General features: G+C 66.7%; 16 protein-coding genes and 3 tRNA genes. 14 read left to right on the top strand and 5 right to left on the bottom strand.

Translation table 11 applies throughout. The features are described 5' to 3' along the window. The first annotated feature begins 24 nt into the window (after positions 1-24). From ACSFBE_RS16665 to rimO, 4 genes are all read left to right on the top strand, one after another. Positions 25-101, top strand: a tRNA-Val gene (locus ACSFBE_RS16665). 146 nt (positions 102-247) lie between these two features. Further along, positions 248-610, top strand: a complete 363-nt coding sequence (locus tag ACSFBE_RS16660) for a hypothetical protein (RefSeq protein ID WP_435491520.1) — start codon at positions 248-250, stop codon at positions 608-610. A gap of 100 nt (positions 611-710) precedes the next feature. Next, positions 711-1,244 carry a polyhydroxyalkanoate synthesis repressor PhaR gene (phaR, locus tag ACSFBE_RS16655; protein ID WP_435491519.1) on the top strand — a complete coding sequence of 178 codons (534 nt, stop codon included), beginning with the start codon at positions 711-713 and terminating at the stop codon, positions 1,242-1,244. A 219-nt stretch (positions 1,245-1,463) separates the two neighbouring features. Then, positions 1,464-2,870, top strand: a complete 1,407-nt coding sequence (gene rimO, locus ACSFBE_RS16650) for a 30S ribosomal protein S12 methylthiotransferase RimO (protein ID WP_435491518.1) — start codon at positions 1,464-1,466, stop codon at positions 2,868-2,870. Between the two features lie 81 nt (positions 2,871-2,951). Here the strand turns inward: rimO and ACSFBE_RS16645 are convergent. After that, a tRNA-Leu gene (locus ACSFBE_RS16645) sits at positions 2,952-3,036 on the bottom strand. A gap of 248 nt (positions 3,037-3,284) precedes the next feature. Beyond that, positions 3,285-3,369, bottom strand: a tRNA-Leu gene (locus tag ACSFBE_RS16640). 81 nt (positions 3,370-3,450) lie between these two features. On the opposite strand from ACSFBE_RS16640, the gene rnr reads away from it, so the two are divergent. Next, a complete protein-coding gene (gene rnr / locus ACSFBE_RS16635) occupies positions 3,451-5,703 on the top strand; it encodes a ribonuclease R (protein ID WP_435491729.1) in 2,253 nt (750 codons plus the stop codon). 24 nt (positions 5,704-5,727) lie between these two features. Next, on the top strand, positions 5,728-6,489 hold the full coding sequence (locus tag ACSFBE_RS16630; protein WP_435491517.1) for an SDR family oxidoreductase: 762 nt from the start codon (positions 5,728-5,730) through the stop codon (positions 6,487-6,489). Positions 6,490-6,495: 6 nt separating this feature from the next. Here the strand turns inward: ACSFBE_RS16630 and ACSFBE_RS16625 are convergent, their stop codons facing one another. The 3 genes from ACSFBE_RS16625 to ACSFBE_RS16615 are packed head-to-tail and all read right to left on the bottom strand — an operon-like array spanning position 6,496 to position 10,621. Next, positions 6,496-7,950 carry an NAD(P)H-hydrate dehydratase gene (locus tag ACSFBE_RS16625; RefSeq protein ID WP_435491516.1) on the bottom strand — a complete coding sequence of 485 codons (1,455 nt, stop codon included), beginning with the start codon at positions 7,948-7,950 and terminating at the stop codon, positions 6,496-6,498. 38 nt (positions 7,951-7,988) lie between these two features. After that, a complete protein-coding gene (locus ACSFBE_RS16620) occupies positions 7,989-9,239 on the bottom strand; it encodes a D-amino acid dehydrogenase (protein WP_435491515.1) in 1,251 nt (416 codons plus the stop codon). A 56-nt stretch (positions 9,240-9,295) separates the two neighbouring features. Continuing rightward, positions 9,296-10,621 carry an amidase gene (locus tag ACSFBE_RS16615; RefSeq protein ID WP_435491514.1) on the bottom strand — a complete coding sequence of 442 codons (1,326 nt, stop codon included), beginning with the start codon at positions 10,619-10,621 and terminating at the stop codon, positions 9,296-9,298. A gap of 185 nt (positions 10,622-10,806) precedes the next feature. Between ACSFBE_RS16615 and rpsB the strand changes: the two genes are divergently transcribed. From rpsB to rseP, 8 genes are all read left to right on the top strand, one after another. Continuing rightward, entirely contained in the window at positions 10,807-11,562 is a 756-nt protein-coding gene (rpsB, locus tag ACSFBE_RS16610) for a 30S ribosomal protein S2 (protein WP_435491728.1), read from the top strand. 78 nt (positions 11,563-11,640) lie between these two features. Beyond that, positions 11,641-12,564, top strand: a complete 924-nt coding sequence (gene tsf / locus ACSFBE_RS16605; RefSeq protein WP_435491513.1) for a translation elongation factor Ts — start codon at positions 11,641-11,643, stop codon at positions 12,562-12,564. 95 nt (positions 12,565-12,659) lie between these two features. Beyond that, on the top strand, positions 12,660-13,382 hold the full coding sequence (gene pyrH / locus ACSFBE_RS16600) for a UMP kinase (RefSeq protein WP_435491512.1): 723 nt from the start codon (positions 12,660-12,662) through the stop codon (positions 13,380-13,382). Between the two features lie 12 nt (positions 13,383-13,394). Beyond that, a complete protein-coding gene (gene frr, locus ACSFBE_RS16595) occupies positions 13,395-13,955 on the top strand; it encodes a ribosome recycling factor (RefSeq protein WP_435491511.1) in 561 nt (186 codons plus the stop codon). Then, on the top strand, positions 13,955-14,686 hold the full coding sequence (uppS, locus tag ACSFBE_RS16590; RefSeq protein ID WP_435491510.1) for a polyprenyl diphosphate synthase: 732 nt from the start codon (positions 13,955-13,957) through the stop codon (positions 14,684-14,686). The genes frr and uppS overlap by 1 nt, the downstream gene beginning before the upstream one ends. After that, positions 14,686-15,531, top strand: coding sequence for a phosphatidate cytidylyltransferase (locus tag ACSFBE_RS16585; protein ID WP_435491509.1), 846 nt, complete (start codon positions 14,686-14,688; stop codon positions 15,529-15,531). The genes uppS and ACSFBE_RS16585 overlap by 1 nt, the downstream gene beginning before the upstream one ends. Beyond that, positions 15,528-16,718, top strand: a complete 1,191-nt coding sequence (gene ispC / locus ACSFBE_RS16580) for a 1-deoxy-D-xylulose-5-phosphate reductoisomerase (protein WP_435491508.1) — start codon at positions 15,528-15,530, stop codon at positions 16,716-16,718. The genes ACSFBE_RS16585 and ispC overlap by 4 nt, the downstream gene beginning before the upstream one ends. A gap of 47 nt (positions 16,719-16,765) precedes the next feature. Further along, the gene (gene rseP / locus ACSFBE_RS16575) at positions 16,766-18,145 is read left to right on the top strand and encodes an RIP metalloprotease RseP (RefSeq protein ID WP_435491507.1); all 1,380 of its coding nucleotides are present in this window, start codon (positions 16,766-16,768) and stop codon (positions 18,143-18,145) included. Positions 18,146-18,165: the final 20 nt, after the last annotated feature.

The raw sequence follows: 18,165 nt of genomic DNA, 5'->3' as shown, positions 1-18,165 counted from the left end.
CGTAGGCTTCTCGGACACATCCTTAGGCGCGTAGCTCAGCTGGTTAGAGCACCACCTTGACATGGTGGGGGTCGTTGGTTCGAGTCCAATCGCGCCTACCAATTTCGATCACTGAACCGGCCAACCACCGGTCTCACATCGAACCGATACCTCGGGTTTTGCTCGTGGTCTATCCCCTTCGAACGAATGGCATGAAACGTACCGAATGTGGTACCTTGAGCGCCATTTCCGCACTCCCCGTGTCCCGATGAGTTCAGCCCCCGTGACCGATCCCGCGCTCGAAGAACTGCGCGTGGCTGCCTTGTTGCGGCATGCGCCGCTCGAGTTCGCGCGCGTCGTCTATGGACTCAACGACCAGTCGAACGGCCGTAGCGGCACGATGGCCGCAGAAGATGTCGCGCGCACCGTGCGTCAAGGCACGCCGGTGACCCGTGAGCGCGCAGAGCAACGGGCGCGTGCCTACCTGCCGAGCGCCGGCCAGGAGCATTGCCCGCGCTGCTGGGTGTTCAATGGCATCAAGAGCCCACTGCACTACCGCGAACAGAGCGAGGACCGGCCCGAATCGGCCCTCTGCAAGGTCTGTGGCGCGGAGTACGTCACCGCACTCTGAGGCTGATGCACTGGTCAGGGTAAACCTTGGCGCGGTGCAGCAAAACCGCTCCCTAGAATCGTTCGCGCGCCATCGGCGTGAACACGTGAAGGAGTCCTCAGTGCAGAGCAAGAAGTCCGGTTCCAAGCCGGTGCAGCGCGTGATCAAGAAGTATCCGAACCGAAGGCTCTACGACACGGACACCTCCACCTACATCACGCTCGCCGAGGTCAAGCAACTGGTGATGCAGAGCACGCCCTTCGTCGTGCGCGACGCCAAGACGGGCGACGACCTCACCCGCAGCATCCTGCTGCAGATCATTCTCGAAGAAGAGGCTGGCGGCGCACCGATGTTCACCGAGCCGGTGCTGGCCAGCATCATCCGTTTCTACGGGCAGGCGATGCAAGGGTACATGGGGCCGTACCTGGAGAAGAACATCCAGGCCATGACCGAGGTACAGGCGCAACTGGCCGAGAAAGCCGAGGAACTGACGCCCGAGATGTGGGCGCGTTTCATGACGGTCCAATCTCCGATGCTGCACGGGTTGATGGGCAACTACGTCGAGCAGTCGAAGAGCATGTTCGTGCAGATGCAGGAGCAGATGCAGAAGAACACCGAGCAGGTGCTGGGCGCCTTTGGTATCAAGCGCCCCTGAAATGAGCCCACCCCCGACGCGGCGCACTGCGTGTCGCCGCCTCCCCCTCGAGGGGGCGATACCAGCGGCCCGGCGGAGCCGGTTCCGCGGTATCCCTGGCATGCTCCTACGTCGGTTTCGTGCGATGCGCGCGGCTGTGGAAAGCTGAAATGCAACGCCGCGTGGCCCCGTGGAGGCCTCGCCGCCGATGGACATTGGTTTAACTGGGACAATAGGGCAATGAGCGAAGTTGCCTCCCCCGAACGAACCACCACGTCGGCCGCCCCCAAGGTCGGCTTCGTGAGCCTGGGCTGCCCGAAGGCCCTGACCGATTCCGAGTTGATCCTGACTCAACTGAGCGCCGAGGGCTACCAGACGTCCAAGACCTTCGAAGGCGCGGACCTGGTGATCGTGAACACCTGCGGCTTCATCGACGACGCGGTGCGCGAGAGCCTGGACACCATCGGCGAAGCGTTGGCCAGCAACGGTCGCGTGATCGTCACCGGCTGCCTTGGCGCGAAGACCGGCGAGGAGGGCGGCAATCTCGTGCGCCAGATGCATCCCAGCGTGCTGGCCGTCACCGGCCCGCATGCGACACAGGAAGTGATGGATGCGGTCCATGCCAATCTGCCTAAGCCGCACGATCCCTTCGTCGATCTGGTGCCCAACGCCTTCGGCGTGGCGGGCATCAAGTTGACGCCGCGGCACTATGCCTATCTGAAGATCAGCGAAGGCTGCAACCACCGCTGCACCTTCTGCATCATTCCGTCGATGCGCGGCGACTTGGTGTCGCGTCCGGTCGGCGATGTGCTGAGCGAGGCCAAGGCCCTGTTCGAAGGCGGCGTGAAGGAACTGCTGGTGATCAGCCAGGACACCTCCGCCTACGGCGTCGACGTGAAGTACCGCACTGGCTTCTGGGACGGCAAGCCGGTCAAGACGCGGATGCTCGAACTGGTTCGCACGCTCGGCGAGATCGCCGAGCCCTACGGCGCCTGGGTCCGGTTGCACTACGTTTACCCGTATCCGAGCGTTGACGAGGTGATCCCGTTGATGGCGAGCGGCCAGGTGCTTCCTTACCTGGATGTGCCACTGCAGCACAGCCACCCGGATGTGTTGCGCCGCATGAAGCGCCCGGCCAGCGGCGAAAAAAACCTGGAGCGGATTGCGCGCTGGCGCGAAACCTGCCCCGAACTGGTGATTCGCAGCACCTTCATTGCCGGCTTCCCGGGCGAGACGGAAGAGGAGTTCGAGCACCTGCTGGACTTCGTCCGCGAAGCCGAGATCGATCGCGCCGGTTGCTTCGCGTACAGCGCGGTCGAGGGCGCTGCGGCCAATGACATCCCCCGCATGCTGCCGACGGAGGTTCGTGAAGCGCGCCGCGCCCGTTTCATGGAAGTGGCCGAGGCGGTGTCGATCGCGAAGCTGCGCCGCCGCGTCGGTGCGACGATGCAGGTGCTGGTCGATTCGGCGCCGGGCATGGGCCGCAAGGGGGGGGTGGGCCGGACCTACGCCGACGCACCGGAGATCGACGGCACGGTGCGCCTGCTGCCGCCCGAGAAGATCAGCAAGACCCTGAAGGTCGGTGAGTTCACGCGCGCCCGCATCGTCGGCGTCGAGGGGCACGATCTGGTGGCGCTGCCCATTTGATGTCGTTTCGAATGACCAAGAAAAAAGCCACCGCAGAGCGGTGGCTTCATTCGGATGACCTGGCGGAGGTCAGTGTAAATCTGGTGCCCAGAAGAGGACTCGAACCTCCACGATGTTACTCGCTAGTACCTGAAACTAGTGCGTCTACCAATTCCGCCATCTGGGCTTCATGCCTGCCGAAGCAGCCATGTTTCGCATTTCAGCGAAGCCTCGAATTATATGCTGTATCGCAAAGCACCTTGGCGGCGCACCGTCGGCTTTTTTGCGAGAACGGCCGGGTCGACGCGTGCATTGTTGGCAAGCCGCGACTGCGCGTCGGTCGGAGCGTCCATCTCGCGAACCGAGCGGGCATGAAAAAAGCCACCGGAACGCGGTGGCTTCAATCGAATGACCTGGTAAAGGTCTGTTTAAACTTGGTGCCCAGAAGAGGACTCGAACCTCCACGATGTTACTCGCTAGTACCTGAAACTAGTGCGTCTACCAATTCCGCCATCTGGGCTTCACGACTGCAAGAAGCAGTCATGTTTTGAATTTCAGGAAAGAAGGAGATCATATCAAAAATAATGGCACTTCCAGCGGGCTGCTGGACGAACTCGAAGGAACTGTTCAAGGGCATCGCGACGGGCACGGCTTCGTGCAACGCGACGACGGCGAAGCAGACATTTACTTGCCCCCGAACGAGATGCGCGCGGTGTTGCACAAGGACCGCGTCAAGGCGCGCATCGTGCGCCAGGACCGACGCGGTCGACCCGAAGGGCGCGTCGTCGAAATCATCGAACGGCCCGAGCAACCGATCATCGGTCGCCTGCTGCATGAGGGCGGCGTCTGGCTCGTCGCGCCCGAAGACAAGCGCTATGGTCAGGACGTCCTGATCCCCAAGGGCGCGACCGGCACGGCGAAGACCGGGCAGGTCGTCGTGGTGCAACTCACCGAGCCGCCGGCGCTCTTCGGGCAGCCCGTGGGCCGCGTGAAGGAAGTGCTGGGCGAGATCGACGACCCCGGCATGGAGATCGAGATCGCGGTGCGCAAGTACGGTGTGCCGCACGAGTTTTCCGAGGCGGGCCTCGCCGAAGCGAAGGCGCTGCCCGATAAGGTGCGTCCGCAGGATAAGAAGGACCGCGTCGACCTGACCGACGTGCCGCTCGTCACCATCGACGGCGAAGACGCCCGCGACTTCGACGATGCGGTGTACTGCGAACCTGCCAAGGTGGGCCGCGGTAAAGGTTGGCGGCTGCTGGTCGCCATTGCCGACGTCAGTGCGTATGTGCAGACCGGCTCGCCGATCGACATCGATGCCTACGACCGCGCGACCAGCGTGTACTTTCCGCGCCGCGTCATTCCGATGCTGCCCGAGAAGCTTTCGAACGGCCTGTGCTCGCTGAATCCCGAGGTCGAGCGGCTGTGCATGGTGTGCGACATGCTGGTCGCGGCCGACGGCGAGGTCTACGCCTACCAGTTCTACCCGGCTGTGATGTTCAGCCATGCGCGCTTCACGTACACCGAAGTGGCAGCGATCCTCGGCAACACGCGCGGCCCCGAGGCGGCCAAGCGCAAGGACCGCGTCAAGGACCTGCTGAACCTGTCCGACGTCTACAAGGCGCTGCTCAAGCAGCGCGCCAAGCGTGGCGCGGTCGACTTCGAAACTACCGAAACGCAGATCGTCTGCGACGACGCGGGCCGCATCGAGAAGATCGTGCCGCGCACCCGCAACGAAGCGCACAAGATCATCGAAGAAGCGATGCTTGCGGCCAACGTGTGCAGCGCCGACTTCATTGCCGGCAGCAAGCACCCGGGCCTCTTCCGCGTGCACGAAGGTCCGACCACCGAGAAGAAGGAGGTCCTGCGCGGCTACCTCAAGGCGATGGGCGTGGGCCTGTCGATCACCGACGATCCGAAGCCGGGCGAGTTCCAGGCGATTGCCGAAGCGACCAAGGAACGCCCCGACGCGCAGCAGATCCACACGATGCTGTTGCGCTCGATGAGCCAGGCGATCTACACGCCGATCAACAGCGGCCACTTCGGTCTGGCCTACGAGGCCTACACGCACTTCACCAGCCCGATCCGGCGCTATCCGGATTTGCTGGTGCATCGTGTGATCAAGGCAATCCTCAACAAGCACAAGTACACGCTGCCGATGCTGCCGACGCCGGGCGAGGCGCATGCCAAGCTGGCCAAGCGGCTGGCCTCGCGCGTGAAGGTGCCGACGAACAAGCCGCAGAAAGCGGTCGTCGCGCCCACCAAGGAAACACTGGCCTGGGAAGCCGCCGGCCTGCATTGCAGCGCCAACGAACGGCGCGCCGACGAAGCCAGCCGCGACGTCGAGGCCTGGCTCAAGTGCAAGTACATGCGCGAGCACCTGGGCGAGGAATACGGCGGGGTGGTCAGTTCGGCCACGACCTTCGGCATCTTCGTCACGCTCGATGCCATGTACGTCGAGGGCCTGGTCCACATCACCGAACTGGGCGGCGAGTACTTCAAGTTCGACGAGATGCGCCAGGAACTGCGCGGTGAGCGCACCGGCATCCGCTACGCCATCGGCACGCGGGTCCGGGTGCAGGTCAGCCGCGTCGACCTGGACGGCCGCAAGATCGACTTCCGCCTGGTGCGCGAAGGCGAGGAGCTCACGGCGCGCGCCATGAAAGACAAGGGCGTGGCCTCGGGTGGCGTGCCGCAGAAGGCCTCGGCCAAGCGCAGTGCGCGCGGCGGGAAGAGCGCCGAGGTCGTGGTGCCGCTGGAGCGGGCCGACGGTCCGCAGTCTGCAATGCAGGCCTTCAAATCGGCGGTGAAGAAGGCCGCCAACAAGATGAAGGGGCGCAAGCCCCGCCGTGGATAACGTGGACCGAGGAGACATGAACCCATGACACAGAACACTGCACCCCGCACCGCCATCGTGACCGGCGCCGGCACGGGCATCGGCCGCGCGGCCGCCCTGGCACTGCTGGCCGACGGCTGGAACGTGGCACTGGCCGGCCGGCGGCCAGAGCCGCTGGCGGAGGTGGCCGACGAGTCCGGTGCCGCGGCGCGCGCCTTCGCCGTGCCGACCGACGTCGCGAACGCTGTCTCCGTCGAGGCGCTGTTCGCCGCCGCGGTCGAGCGCTTCGGCCGGGTCGACCTGCTGTTCAATAACGCGGGCGTCGGCAATCCGCCCGGGCCTTTCGAGGACTGGACACCCGCCCAGTGGCAGGGCGTGGTGGACATCAACCTCACCGGCATGTTCTTCTGCATCCAGCAGGCCTTCCGGGTGATGAAGGCGCAGACGCCGCGGGGCGGCCGCATCATCAACAACGGCTCCATCTCGGCGACGACGCCGCGGCCCAACTCGATCGCTTACACGGCCACCAAGCACGCGGTGAAGGGCCTGACCAAGACCGCTTCGCTCGACGGCCGCAAGTACGACATCGCGGTGGGCCAGGTCGATGTGGGTAATGCGATGACCGAGCTGGCGGCGCGCATGGCCAAGGGCGTACCGCAGGCCAGCGGAGAGCTGGCAATCGAGCCGCTGATCGACGTCAAGATCGTCGGCCAGTCGGTGCTCTACATGGCCAACCTGCCGCTGGAAGCCAACGTGCTGTTCCACACCATCATGGCCACCAAGATGCCCTTCGTCGGGCGCGGCTGACGACGCTCAGGCGAGCGGCGTCCGGCCGCTCGCCAGCGCGCCGGCCGTGAGCGGCTGCGCGACCGGCCACCGGTCGGCCAGGTCGCCGTGGCGCCACACGGCCTCGCAGGCCGCGTCGAAGGCGCTCAGCCCCGCAGCGAGCGCGGCGCTCACCATGCCGGCAAGCACGTCGCCAGTGCCGGCGGTGGCCAAGCGGGCGTTGCCGGTGGCGTTGATGCGGGGTGTCTCGCCTGGCGCGGCGATCACCGTGCCGGACCCCTTGAGCACCACGGTGCAGCCGAAGGCGTCTGCCAGACGGCGTGCCGCGCCGAGCCGATCGGCCTGGACAAGCGCGGTGGTGCTTTCGAGCAGGCGCGCCGCCTCCAGCGGATGCGGCGTCAGCACGGTGCGCCATGCGCGCGTGCTGCGCTGCGACGTCAATGACTTCAGGGAGGCGTCCCGTGCCAGGCCGTTGAGCGCATCGGCATCGAGCACGAGCGCGCCCGCCGTCGAGAGCACCCGCGGCAGGACGGCCTGTACCGCCGCGCCGCCGCCACAGCCGCAGACCACGGTCAGCGTTGCCATGTCGAGCGCGGGCAGGGCGCGGAACATCAGCTCCGGCTGCTGCACGTCGAGCATGGCCGCGGCAGCGTCGAGCGGTGCCACATAGACGCGGCCGGCGCCCGCGTGCAGTGCAGCCGACGCGGCCAGCAGCGCGGCGCCTGCCATGCCCGCCGCGCCGCCCACCACCGCGACATCGCCGAAGCTGCCCTTGTGGCTGGCGTGGGCGCGGATCGGAGGCGCCGGTCGAGGATTGAGCCCGGCCGACGCAGTCTCGTTGCCCGGCGCGCAGCCCAGGTCATCGAACCACAGTTCGCCGGCGGCATCGCGGCCGTGGCCCGTGAAAAGGCCCGGCTTGCGCGTGAGAAGCGTCAGGCAAAAGCGCGGCGCGCCGAGCGAGGGCATGAAGGACCGGGTGCCGGTGTCGGCATCGAGCCCCGACGGCACGTCGATGCTGAGCACCGGTGCCGGACCGGCGTGCATCCGGGCCAGCCAGTCGGCCATCGTTCCCTCGGGTGCGCGCCGGGCCCCGATGCCCAGCAGCGCATCAATCGCCAGGTCGAAGCATGCGGGCGGCGCCTTGGCGAACACCACGCCGGCAGCGCGGGCGCGGACAAGCGACGCACGCGCGTCGGGCGGCAGGTGGCCCACCTCGCGCAGCGCGCTGACCACCACCTCGAAGCCGTGGCGTCGAAGCTCGGCTGCCGCCTCGAAGCCGTCGCCGCCGTTGTTGCCGGGACCGCAGGCGATCCAGACCGTGCGCGCGTCCGGCGTCAGCGCCATCGCCAGCCGTGCGACCGCGCGGCCAGCGCGCTGCATCAGAGTGTGGGGCGGCAGCGCGGCCGCGGCCGCCAGTTCGATGCGGCGCGTCGCCGCGATGTCGAAGAGCGGCGCTGCGGCGTTCGCGGTGATGCGTTGCATGGCGCTCATTGTGCGGCGGCACTGCGCAGCATTGCGCGTCAGAGCAGTCGCTCGAGCCCCAAGCCTTCGAGATCGATGCCGGCGTCGCGGCCGCCGACCAGGTCCGCCAGCACCCGGGCGCTGCCGCAGGACAGCGCCCAGCCGCTCGAGCCGTGCCCGAGGTTGAGCCAGACGCCGGGCACGCCGCTCGGGCCGATGACGGGCGGGCCATCCGGAAGCATGGGCCGCGCACCTTTCCACTGCTGCACGCCGGACTGCAGCGTCGCCGCACCCGGAAACCAGTCGTGCAGAACCTTGTAGAGCGTCTGCAGCGCGCTCGGGTTCATGCGGTCGGCGACGCCGCCGATTTCGGCGCTGCCAGCCACGCGAACCCGCAGACCCATGCGCGAGATGGCCACCTTGTAGCGCTCGTCCATCACCGCACTGCGCGGCGCGTTGAGCGGCTCGCGGATGTGCGCGGTGACCGAATGGCCGTACACCGGCGCCAGCGGCATGCGGATGCCCAGCGGACGCAGCAGCGCGGCCGAACCGACGCCGGCGCACACCACCACGGCATCGTAGGGGATCGCGTCGGAGCCGGCGGCCAGCGCCACCGAGCGGGGCGCCGCTCGGCTCAGCGGCGCGATGTCGCAGTTGAAGTGAAACTGCGCGCCCAGGTTCTCGGCCTCGCGCTTGAGGAGCAGTGCGAACTGGCGGCAGTTGGCGACCTCGTCGTCCGGCAGGTGGATGGCGCCGGCCAGCTCGGTGTCGGTACTGAGCGCGGGCTCGATCTTGCGCGCCTCGTCGGCATCGATTTCGCGAAACACGCTGCCGGCCGTGCGCAGCACCTCGAGGCCGGGCTGCACCAGCTTGCGCTCGCGCTTGGAGCGCAGCAGCACCAGGTAGCCGTCGCTGCGCTCATAGCTGAGTTCGCGCGCCTCGCTGATCTCGTGCAGCCGGGTGCGGCTGTAGAACGCCAGGCGCTGCATGCGGGCACGGTTCGCCAGGTAGGTCTCGAGCTTGCAGGCGCGCTGCCACTGGTTCATCCAGCGCAGATCGCGCGCCGCGAGCGGCCAGCGCACCTTGATCGCGCCATGGGTCGACAGCAGGGAGCGCAGCACCTTCAGCCGCATGCCGGGCGCGGCCCAGGGCGTCACATAGCCGGGCGCCACAACGCCGGCATTGGCAAAGCTCGATTCTTCGGCGGCGGCGCCGCGGCGCTCGAAGACGGCCACTTCATGGCCGTCGCTGGCCAGCTCCCAGGCGGTGGTGACGCCGATGATGCCAGCGCCCACGATCGCGATTTTCATTGAATCTTCGGTGAAGGAATGGCGTCGGCCGCAGGGCGCAGCCGCAACGCAGGCCGCTATTGTTGCAGCGCGCGCTCCACCTGGACGGCCAGGGCGAGCACGGTGTCGTCGTGCAGGGCGCCGTGCCACAGCATCAGACCGACCGGTGCGTCGCCGGGCGATTGGCAGGGAAGCGACAGGGCGCAGCCGTCCAGCATGTTGACCACCGACGGATTGCGCAGCAGCAGCCCGTTGACGCGGAAGAATTCGGCGTCGCGCGCCTCGCCCGGTGCCACGCTGGCGATCGTCGGCGCGGTCATCGGCAGGGTCGGCGACAGCACCGCGTCGCAGCCCTGCAACGCGGCTTCCATGGCTCCGATCCAGGCGCGGCGGGCCTTCCCCAGCTCGAGGTATTCCCAGGCCTTCATGGTCGCGCCGCGAACGATGCGTTGCGCCACCCGCGGGTCGTAGCCGGCGCCGCTGCGCTCCAGGAGCAGGCGATGCCAGGCGTAGGCTTCAGCGGCGGAAAAGCCGCCGGTGGCGTTGATGCCGGGCAGGTCGGCCAGCGGCGCCAGGCCGATCCGCTCGATTCGGGCTCCCGCCGATGTGAGGCGGGCGAGCGCCGCATCGAAGGCGCGTGCCACGGCCGGCTCGAGATCATCGAGGAAGAGATCGGTGACGACGGCCAGGCGGTAGCCCGCGAGCGGCTTGTCGGCCAGGGCGATGCGCCGCGCTGCGAGCAGTTCGTGCGCGGTGACGGCATCCCGTACCGAGCGCGTCATGGCGCAGACGGTGTCGAGCGTGGTCGACAGCGGCACGGCGCCATCTGCCGGCACCAGGCGCGCGGTGCTCTTGAAGCCGACGATGCCGTTGAGCGCGGCGGGGATGCGGATCGACCCGCCGGTGTCCGACCCCAGGCCGATGAATGCGGCGCCGGTGGCAACGGACACCGCGGCACCGGACGACGACCCACCCGGAATGCGCGGCGTGGCCGGGTCGGCGGCGTTGGCGGGCGTGCCGTGGTGCGGGTTCACCCCGACACCGGAAAAGGCGAACTCCGTCATGTTCGTGCGGCCGATCAGGGCACCGCCCGCAGCGCGCAGCCGGGCGACCGCAGGCGCATCCGCCACTGCCGCCGGTGCGTGGGCCAGAACGATCGATCCGGCGGGCGTGGGCTGGCCGACCACATCGAACAGGTCCTTGACAGAGAACGCGAGCCCCGCCAAGGGCTGGCTGGGGTCGGCCGAAACGGCTTCGCGCCGCGCGTCGTCGAACAGGGTTCGGGTGAAGGTGTGCCGGTTCGCCGGCGCCTCTGCTGCGGCGATCGCCTGCTCGATTTCGGTGCGCGCTGTGCGGGTGCCGGCCTGCAAGGCGAGGCGGGTGGCGTGAAGGTCGGCGCGCATGGTGGGGAGGAGAGGGGAAGGAGGTGGGAGAGGGGGCACGCGTGCTATACTCTTTGGGTTTCGCCGAGCAGGATCCTGCAGCGCGAGACATATCCGCAAACCAGCCCACGCAAGGTGTTGCGCGCCTCTCAAGCAGAAGCCGCAAAACGGGCTGGATTTTAGACCCAACCTTTGGAGTTATTCCTATGTCGACGACCATGCGCGAAATGCTGGAAGCCGGTGTCCACTTCGGTCACCAAACGCGCTTCTGGAACCCCAAGATGGCCCCGTTCATCTTCGGCCATCGCAACAAGATTCACATCATCAACCTGGAAAAATCGCTTCCGATGTTCCAGGATGCGATGAAGTACGCCAAGCAACTCACCGCCAACCGCGGCACGATCATGATGGTCGGCACCAAGCGCCAGGCCCGTGAAATCGTTGCGGCCGAAGCTCGTCGCGCCGGCGTGCCTTTCGTCGACACCCGCTGGCTCGGCGGCATGCTGACCAACTTCAAGACCGTCAAGACCTCGATCAAGCGTCTGAAGGAAATGAAGGCTCAGCAGGAAGCCGGCCTTGATTCGCTGAGCAAGAAGGAGCAACTGACCTTCTCGCGCGAAATCGCGAAGCTCGAAAAAGACATCGGCGGCATCCAGGACATGACCGCGCTGCCCGACGCCATCTTCGTGATCGACGTGGGCTTCCACAAGATCGCTGTGGCCGAAGCCAAGAAGCTGGGCATTCCGCTGATCGGCGTGGTGGACTCCAACCATTCGCCCGAAGGCATCGACTACGTGATCCCCGGTAACGACGACTCGTCGAAGGCCGTCACGCTGTACGCCCGCGGCATCGCCGACGCGATCATCGAAGGCCGCAACAACGCGGGCAACGACGTGGTCAAGGCGGTGCAGGAAGCCGGCAGCGACGAATTCGTGGAAGTCGAAGAGGGCGCTTCCGCCTGATCGCTTTCACGCGAGCCTGGAAGAAGGGGCTTCGTGGCCCCTTTTTTTGATCTGATTTTTGAATACGGAGAACGAACAATGGCTGCAATCACCGCAAGCATGGTGGGCGAACTGCGCGCAAAGACCGACGCGCCGATGATGGAATGCAAGAAGGCTCTGACGGAAGCCGAAGGCAACATGGAAAAGGCCGAAGAGCTGCTGCGCATCAAGCTCGGCAACAAGGCCGGCAAGGCCTCGGGCCGCATCACCGCCGAAGGCGTGGTCACGGCCTTCGTCGACGGCGAAGCTGGCGGCATGATCGAGATCAACTGCGAAACCGACTTCGTCACCAAGAACGACAGCTTCCTCGCGCTGGCCAACGCCGCTGCGATGCTGGTCGCCAAGAACAACCCGGCCGACATCGCCGCCCTGGGCGCGCTCCCGTACGAGCAGGACGGCTTCGGTCCGACGCTCGAAGATGTGCGCAAGGGCCTGATCGGCAAGATCGGCGAAAACATGAGCTTTCGCCGCTTCAAGCGTTTCGGTGGCAATGGCAAGCTGGCGTCGTACCTGCACGGCACGCGTATCGGCGTGATGGTGGAATTCGAGGGTGACGACGCTGCCGCCAAGGACGTGGCCATGCACATCGCCGCCATGAAGCCGGTCGCGATCTCCAGCACCGACGTGCCCGCCGATCTGATCGAGAAGGAACGTGCGGTTGCCGCCGGCAAGGCCGAGGAAGACCGCAAGACGGCCGAAGCCGAAGGCAAGAAGCCCCAGCCAGCCGACATCGTCGCCAAGCGCATCGAAGGCGGCGTGCAGAAGTACCTCAAGGAGGTTTCGCTGCACAACCAGCCCTTCGTCAAGAACGACAAACAGACGGTCGAGCAGATGCTCAAGGCCGTGAACACCTCGATCAAGGGCTTTACGCTCTACGTCGTCGGTGAAGGCATCGAGAAGAAGGTCGACGACTTCGCCGCCGAGGTGGCGGCCCAGGTCGCTGCAGCCAAGGCTGCTGCCTGAGTCTTTCCGCCTACGACGGCGCGGGGTCTCCGCGCCGTCGATTTTCGACCGCCACGTCTTACACTCGCCCCGCTCACCACTTGAAGGAATTGCCCATGCCCGATGCCCGCCCAGCCCACAAGCGAATCTTGTTGAAGCTGTCGGGTGAGGCGCTGATGGGCGACGACGCCTTCGGCATCAACCGCGCGACCATCGTCCGGATGGTGCAGGAGGTGGCCGAGGTGGTGAACATGGGCGTGCAGGTGGCCGTCGTCATCGGCGGCGGCAACATCTTCCGCGGCGTCGCAGGCGGTTCGGTCGGCATGGACCGCGCCACCGCCGACTACATGGGTATGCTGGCGACGGTGATGAACGCGCTGGCGCTCGCCGACGCCATGGACAAGCAGGGCCTGATCGCCCGCGTGATGTCGGCCATCGCCATCGAGCAGGTGGTCGAGCCCTATGTCCGCCCGAAGGCCTTGCAGTACCTGGAAGAGGGCAAGGTCGTTATCTTCGCCGCCGGGACCGGCAACCCGTTCTTCACGACCGATACCGCCGCTGCGTTGCGTGGCGCAGAGATCGGCGCCGAGCTCGTGCTCAAGGCCACCAAGGTCGACGGTGTCTATACCGCCGACCCGAAGAAGGACCCGAGTGCGACCCGTTATGCGTCGTTGAGCTTCGACGAAGCCATCGCGCAAAATCTCGGCATCATGGACGCGACCGCCTTCGCGCTGTGCCGCGACCAGAAGCTGCCGATCAAGGTGTTTTCGATCTTCAAGAATGGCGCGCTCAAGCGGGTCGTGATGGGCGAAGACGAAGGCACCCTGGTGCACGCTTGAGGAGACCTTGAAATGACCATTGCAGACATCCGCAGTGCGACCGACGTGAAGATGAACCAGTCGATCGCCGCCTTCCAGAACAATCTCACCAAGATCCGCACCGGCCGCGCCAACCCGGCGCTGCTGGATTCGATCCACGTCGACTACTACGGCTCGTCGGTGCCGCTCGGCCAGGTGGCCAACGTGTCGGTGCTCGACTCGCGCACCATCAGCGTCCAGCCTTGGGAGAAGGGCATGGGGGCCAAGATCGAGAAGGCCATCCGCGAGAGCGATCTGGGCCTGAATCCGGCGTCGATGGGCGAACTCATCCGTGTGCCGTTGCCCGCCATGAGCGAAGAGCGTCGCAAGGAAATGACCAAGCTGGTCCGCAACGAAGGTGAGAGCGCCAAGATCGCCACGCGCAACCTGCGGCGCGACGCCAACGAAGCAGTCAAGAAGCTCGTGAAAGACAAGCTGGCCTCGGAAGACGATCAGAAGCGCGCCGAGGCCGAGATCCAGAAGGTCACCGACCGGCACATCACCGAGATCGACCGGCTGGTGGCGGCCAAAGAAGCCGAGATCATGGCGGTCTGATGAGCGCATCGCCCGCGGTGCCTCAACACATTGCCATCGTGATGGATGGCAACGGTCGCTGGGCGACGCGGCGCTTTTTGCCGCGCGTGGCCGGGCACAAGCAGGGCGTCGAATCGCTCCGGCGTTGTGTCAAAGCCTGCGCTGACCGGGGTGTCGGCGTGCTGACGGTGTTTGCCTTTTCTTCGGAGAACTGGAACCGCCCGGTCGAAGAGGTGACGGGCCTCATGGATCTGATGGTCGGCGCCCTGGCTCGCGAGGTTCCGAAACTCAAGGAAGACGGCGTTCAATTGCACTTCGTGGGCGAACGGGGCGGCTTGTCCGAGAAGATGGTGGGTGCCCTGGTGCAGGCCGAGGGGGCCACCGCGCAGAACCATCGGCTGGTGCTCAATGTGTGCTTCAACTACGGTGGCCGGTGGGATATCGCACGTGCGGCGGCCGACCTCGCGCGGCGAGGCGAACCCCTGACGGAGGCGAGTCTCGACCGCGCCATGGCGCTGGCCCATGTACCTGACCCCGATCTCTTTATCCGCACCGGCGGCGAGCAGCGGCTGTCGAACTTTCTCCTGTGGCAGAGTGCCTACGCCGAACTCTTCTTCAGCGACAAGCTGTGGCCGGAGTTCGACGAGAAGGCGCTCGACGAAGCGATCGCCGCCTTTCAGAACCGTGAGCGGCGCTTCGGCAAGACCTCCGCGCAGCTGAACGGATCTCCCACCGATCGGCAGATCGCCTGATGCTCAAGCAACGAATCATCACCGCGCTCGTGCTGTTGGCGATCCTGCTGCCGGCGCTGTTCTACCCGTCTCCCGCACCCTTTGCCTGCGTGATGCTGGTGATGATCGGTGCTGCCGCCTGGGAATGGGGCCGGCTCAACGGCTACGGGCCGCGGATGTCGGTCTTCCTCGGCATCGAGATGGTGCTCTTGTGTGCCCTGTCCTGGTGGTTGGGCCTGTTGGAACAGCGCCTGATGGGCATCTGGCTGGCGGCCAGTGCGGCATGGGTGCTCGGCGGCGCATGGCTGCTGCGCGGTGCTGTGCCCGGGTGGCCCCGCATCCCGCGGGCCGTCCGGCTCGTCGGAGGCCTGCTGGCGCTCTGGGTGGCCTGGCTCGCGGCAGTGCAGGCACGCACCTGGGGCATCAATTTCCTGCTGTCGCTGCTGGTCCTCGTCTGGGTGGCGGACGTCTTTGCCTATTTCTCCGGGCGGCGCTTCGGTCTGCGGTTCACGCGCAACAAGCTTGCGCCGTCGATCAGTCCCGGCAAGAGCTGGGAAGGCGTGTGGGGCGGCATGGTCGGGGTGCTGGTTCTGGCACTGGCCTGGGTCTGGGTCGATGCGTCGGCGCAAGCCAGCGTCGCGAGTCTCTACACGCGACTGGCCGCGCGCGGCTGGTGGCTGCTCCTGATCGGCGTGCTGTTCCTGGCCGCGATGAGCGTGGTCGGCGATCTGGTCGAGTCGCTGGTCAAGCGCAGTGCCGGCGCCAAGGACAGCAGCAACCTGCTGCCGGGGCACGGCGGCGTGCTCGATCGGGTGGATGCCCTGCTGTCCACGTTGCCGATCGCGATGATGTTGGCGTCGCTGTGAACGGGCCGGCACGACAGCGTGTCACCGTGCTCGGCTCGACCGGCTCGGTCGGCGTCAGCACGCTCGACGTCATGGCGCGTCACCCCGAGCGATTCGAAGTCTTCGCCTTGTCGGCGGCCACGAAGGTCGACGAGATGCTGGCGCAATGCGCCCGTTTCTCGCCGCGCTTCGCGGTCATGGCCAGTGCGCCGCATGCCGAGCGCCTCGCGGCGCTGCTCCGCGACAACGGCCTGCCGACCCGCGTCCTGCAAGGGCAGGGCGCGCTGGAGACCATTGCCTCGCACGACGAGGTCGACAGCGTGATGGCGGCGATTGTCGGTGCCGCCGGCCTCGGGCCCTGCCTGGCGGCGGCGCGTGCGGGCAAGCGGCTTCTGCTGGCGAACAAGGAAGCCCTGGTGGTCGGGGGCGAGCTGTTTATGGATACCGTGCGCCACGGCGGCGCCACGCTGCTGCCGATCGACAGCGAGCACTCGGCGATCTTCCAGTCGCTGCCGGAGGATCCGTCTACCTGGGCGCGGCGCATCGACAAGATCATCCTCACCGCATCGGGTGGGCCGTTCCGCACCCGCGAGGCGGGCACGCTGGCCAGCGTAACGCCGGAGCAGGCCTGCGCCCACCCGAACTGGCGCATGGGGCGCAAGATTTCGGTGGACTCCGCGACGATGATGAACAAGGCGCTCGAGGTGATCGAAGCGCGCCATCTGTTCGGCGTCGCACCCGAGCAGATCGAGGTCGTGATCCATCCTCAGAGCGTCGTGCATTCGATGGTGCAGTTCACTGATGCATCGGTCATCGCGCAACTCGGCACTCCGGACATGCGCGTGCCGATCGTCGTCGGGCTGGCCTGGCCCGAGCGCCTGGAAAGTGGCGCCGCCCGGCTCGACTTCCGCGCGATGGGCGCGCTGACCTTCGATGCGCCCGACGACGCGCTGTTTCCGGGCCTGTCGCTCGCCTGGCATGCCCTGCGCGCCACACCCGGAACGACGGCCGTGCTGAACGCCGCCAACGAGGTGGCCGTCGAGGCTTTTCTCGACCGGCGACTGCGCTTCGACCGCATTCATGCGGTCAACATGGAAACTTTGGAGGCGGTGGCGCCCTCGAAGCCTGCATCGCTGGCCGACCTCCTGGCGCTCGACGCGGCGGCGCGTGCGGCAGCCAATGCGGCGGCCATGCGCTTCGCGGCCTGACGGGCCGGACGTTCGCTTTCCTCCACCCTCACACCAGGGAGTTCCCCATGCTCACGGTCCTTGCCTTCATCGTCGCGCTCGGCGTGCTGATCGCGGTGCACGAGTACGGTCACTACCGGGTGGCGGTGGCCTGCGGCGTGAAGGTGCTGCGCTTTTCGGTCGGCTTCGGCCCCGCGCTGTACCGTTGGCAGCCCAAGCGGCCGCGCCACGGACAGAGCACCGAATTCGTGATCGGCGCCTTTCCCCTCGGCGGCTATGTCCGGATGCTCGACGAGCGCGAGGGCCCGGTGCCGCCGGAGGAGCGTCATCGCGCCTTCAACACGCAGCCACTTCGCGCCAGGGCCGCCATCGTCGCGGCCGGACCGATCGCCAATCTCTTGCTGGCGGTGGCGCTCTACACCGTCGTCAACTGGATCGGCGTGCAGGAGCCGGCCGCCGTGCTCGGCCGGCCGGTGGCCGCATCACTGGCAGAGCAGGCGGGCCTGCGCGGTGGCGAGCGGATCGCGCGCGCCGGCTTCGACGGCACGCTCGCGCCGGTGGAGTCCTTCGACGATCTGCGTTGGCGCATGACGCGCGGTGCGCTCGACGGCCGCGACCTCACGCTCGAAGTGGCCGCCGAGAACGGGCAGCCGGCGCGCACCCTCGTGCTGCCGCTCAGCCGGATCGAGGCCAAGGACGCCGACGCGCAGCTGTTCCGCCGGATCGGCGTGGTCGCGCCGCTGACGCGCCCGGAACTCGGTGAACTTGTGGCGGGCGGTGCAGCGGAACGGGCAGGACTGCAACCCGGCGATCTGGTGCGTGCGGTCGGTGCGACGCCGGTGGTCGATGGCCAGCAATTGCGCGAACTCATCCGCGCGTCCGTCGATGGTGCGCAGCCGCGCACGCAGCCTTGGCAGATTGTTCGTGCGGGCCAGGAAATGACGGTCGAGGTCACGCCCGAGCTGCGCGACGACAACGGCGCCAAGGTCGGCCGCATCGCCGCGTATGTCGGTGCACCGCCGGCCATGCTGACGGTGCGCCAGGGGCCGATCGAAGGGCTCTGGCGCGGCGTCGTCCGGACCTGGGAGGTTTCGGCACTTACCGTCCGGATGATGGCCAAGATGGTCATCGGCGAAGCGTCGCTCAAGAACCTGAGCGGGCCGCTCACGATTGCCGACTATGCCGGCAAGTCCGCGAGCCTGGGCTTCACCCAGTACTTGGTGTTTCTGGCCCTCATCAGCGTGAGCCTGGGGGTGTTGAACCTCATGCCGCTGCCGGTCCTCGATGGGGGGCACCTGATGTATTATCTTTGGGAGGGCCTGACCGGTAGAAGTGTCTCGGATGCATGGATGGAACGGCTTCAGCGCGGCGGGGTGGCGTTGTTGCTGGTGATGATGTCCATCGCACTCTTCAACGACGTCAACCGACTCTTCGGGCTCTTTGGTTAACTCTCGCCGGCCCTTCGTGC

The organism is Variovorax sucrosi (genome assembly GCF_051216635.1).
Classification (GTDB): Bacteria; Pseudomonadota; Gammaproteobacteria; order Burkholderiales; family Burkholderiaceae_C; genus Variovorax.
Note: the sequence above shows the minus strand (reverse complement) of the source record. Positions and strands in the feature narration are given on the sequence as shown.

Bases quoted from the DNA above. Each gene is read 5' to 3' on its own strand.
- ACSFBE_RS16615 (WP_435491514.1), bottom strand. From the start codon at position 10,621: ATGCGCGCCGACCTTCACGCCACCCGCCTCGCCTTGCAGGCCGGCACC.
- uppS (WP_435491510.1), top strand. From the start codon at position 13,955: ATGAGCGCATCGCCCGCGGTGCCTCAACACATTGCCATCGTGATGGAT.
- rimO (WP_435491518.1), top strand. From the start codon at position 1,464: ATGAGCGAAGTTGCCTCCCCCGAACGAACCACCACGTCGGCCGCCCCC.
- rseP (WP_435491507.1), top strand. From the start codon at position 16,766: ATGCTCACGGTCCTTGCCTTCATCGTCGCGCTCGGCGTGCTGATCGCG.
- ACSFBE_RS16625 (WP_435491516.1), bottom strand. From the start codon at position 7,950: ATGCAACGCATCACCGCGAACGCCGCAGCGCCGCTCTTCGACATCGCG.
- ACSFBE_RS16660 (WP_435491520.1), top strand. From the start codon at position 248: ATGAGTTCAGCCCCCGTGACCGATCCCGCGCTCGAAGAACTGCGCGTG.
- frr (WP_435491511.1), top strand. From the start codon at position 13,395: ATGACCATTGCAGACATCCGCAGTGCGACCGACGTGAAGATGAACCAG.
- ACSFBE_RS16630 (WP_435491517.1), top strand. From the start codon at position 5,728: ATGACACAGAACACTGCACCCCGCACCGCCATCGTGACCGGCGCCGGC.
- ACSFBE_RS16585 (WP_435491509.1), top strand. From the start codon at position 14,686: ATGCTCAAGCAACGAATCATCACCGCGCTCGTGCTGTTGGCGATCCTG.
- rpsB (WP_435491728.1), top strand. From the start codon at position 10,807: ATGTCGACGACCATGCGCGAAATGCTGGAAGCCGGTGTCCACTTCGGT.
- tsf (WP_435491513.1), top strand. From the start codon at position 11,641: ATGGCTGCAATCACCGCAAGCATGGTGGGCGAACTGCGCGCAAAGACC.
- pyrH (WP_435491512.1), top strand. From the start codon at position 12,660: ATGCCCGATGCCCGCCCAGCCCACAAGCGAATCTTGTTGAAGCTGTCG.
- ACSFBE_RS16620 (WP_435491515.1), bottom strand. From the start codon at position 9,239: ATGAAAATCGCGATCGTGGGCGCTGGCATCATCGGCGTCACCACCGCC.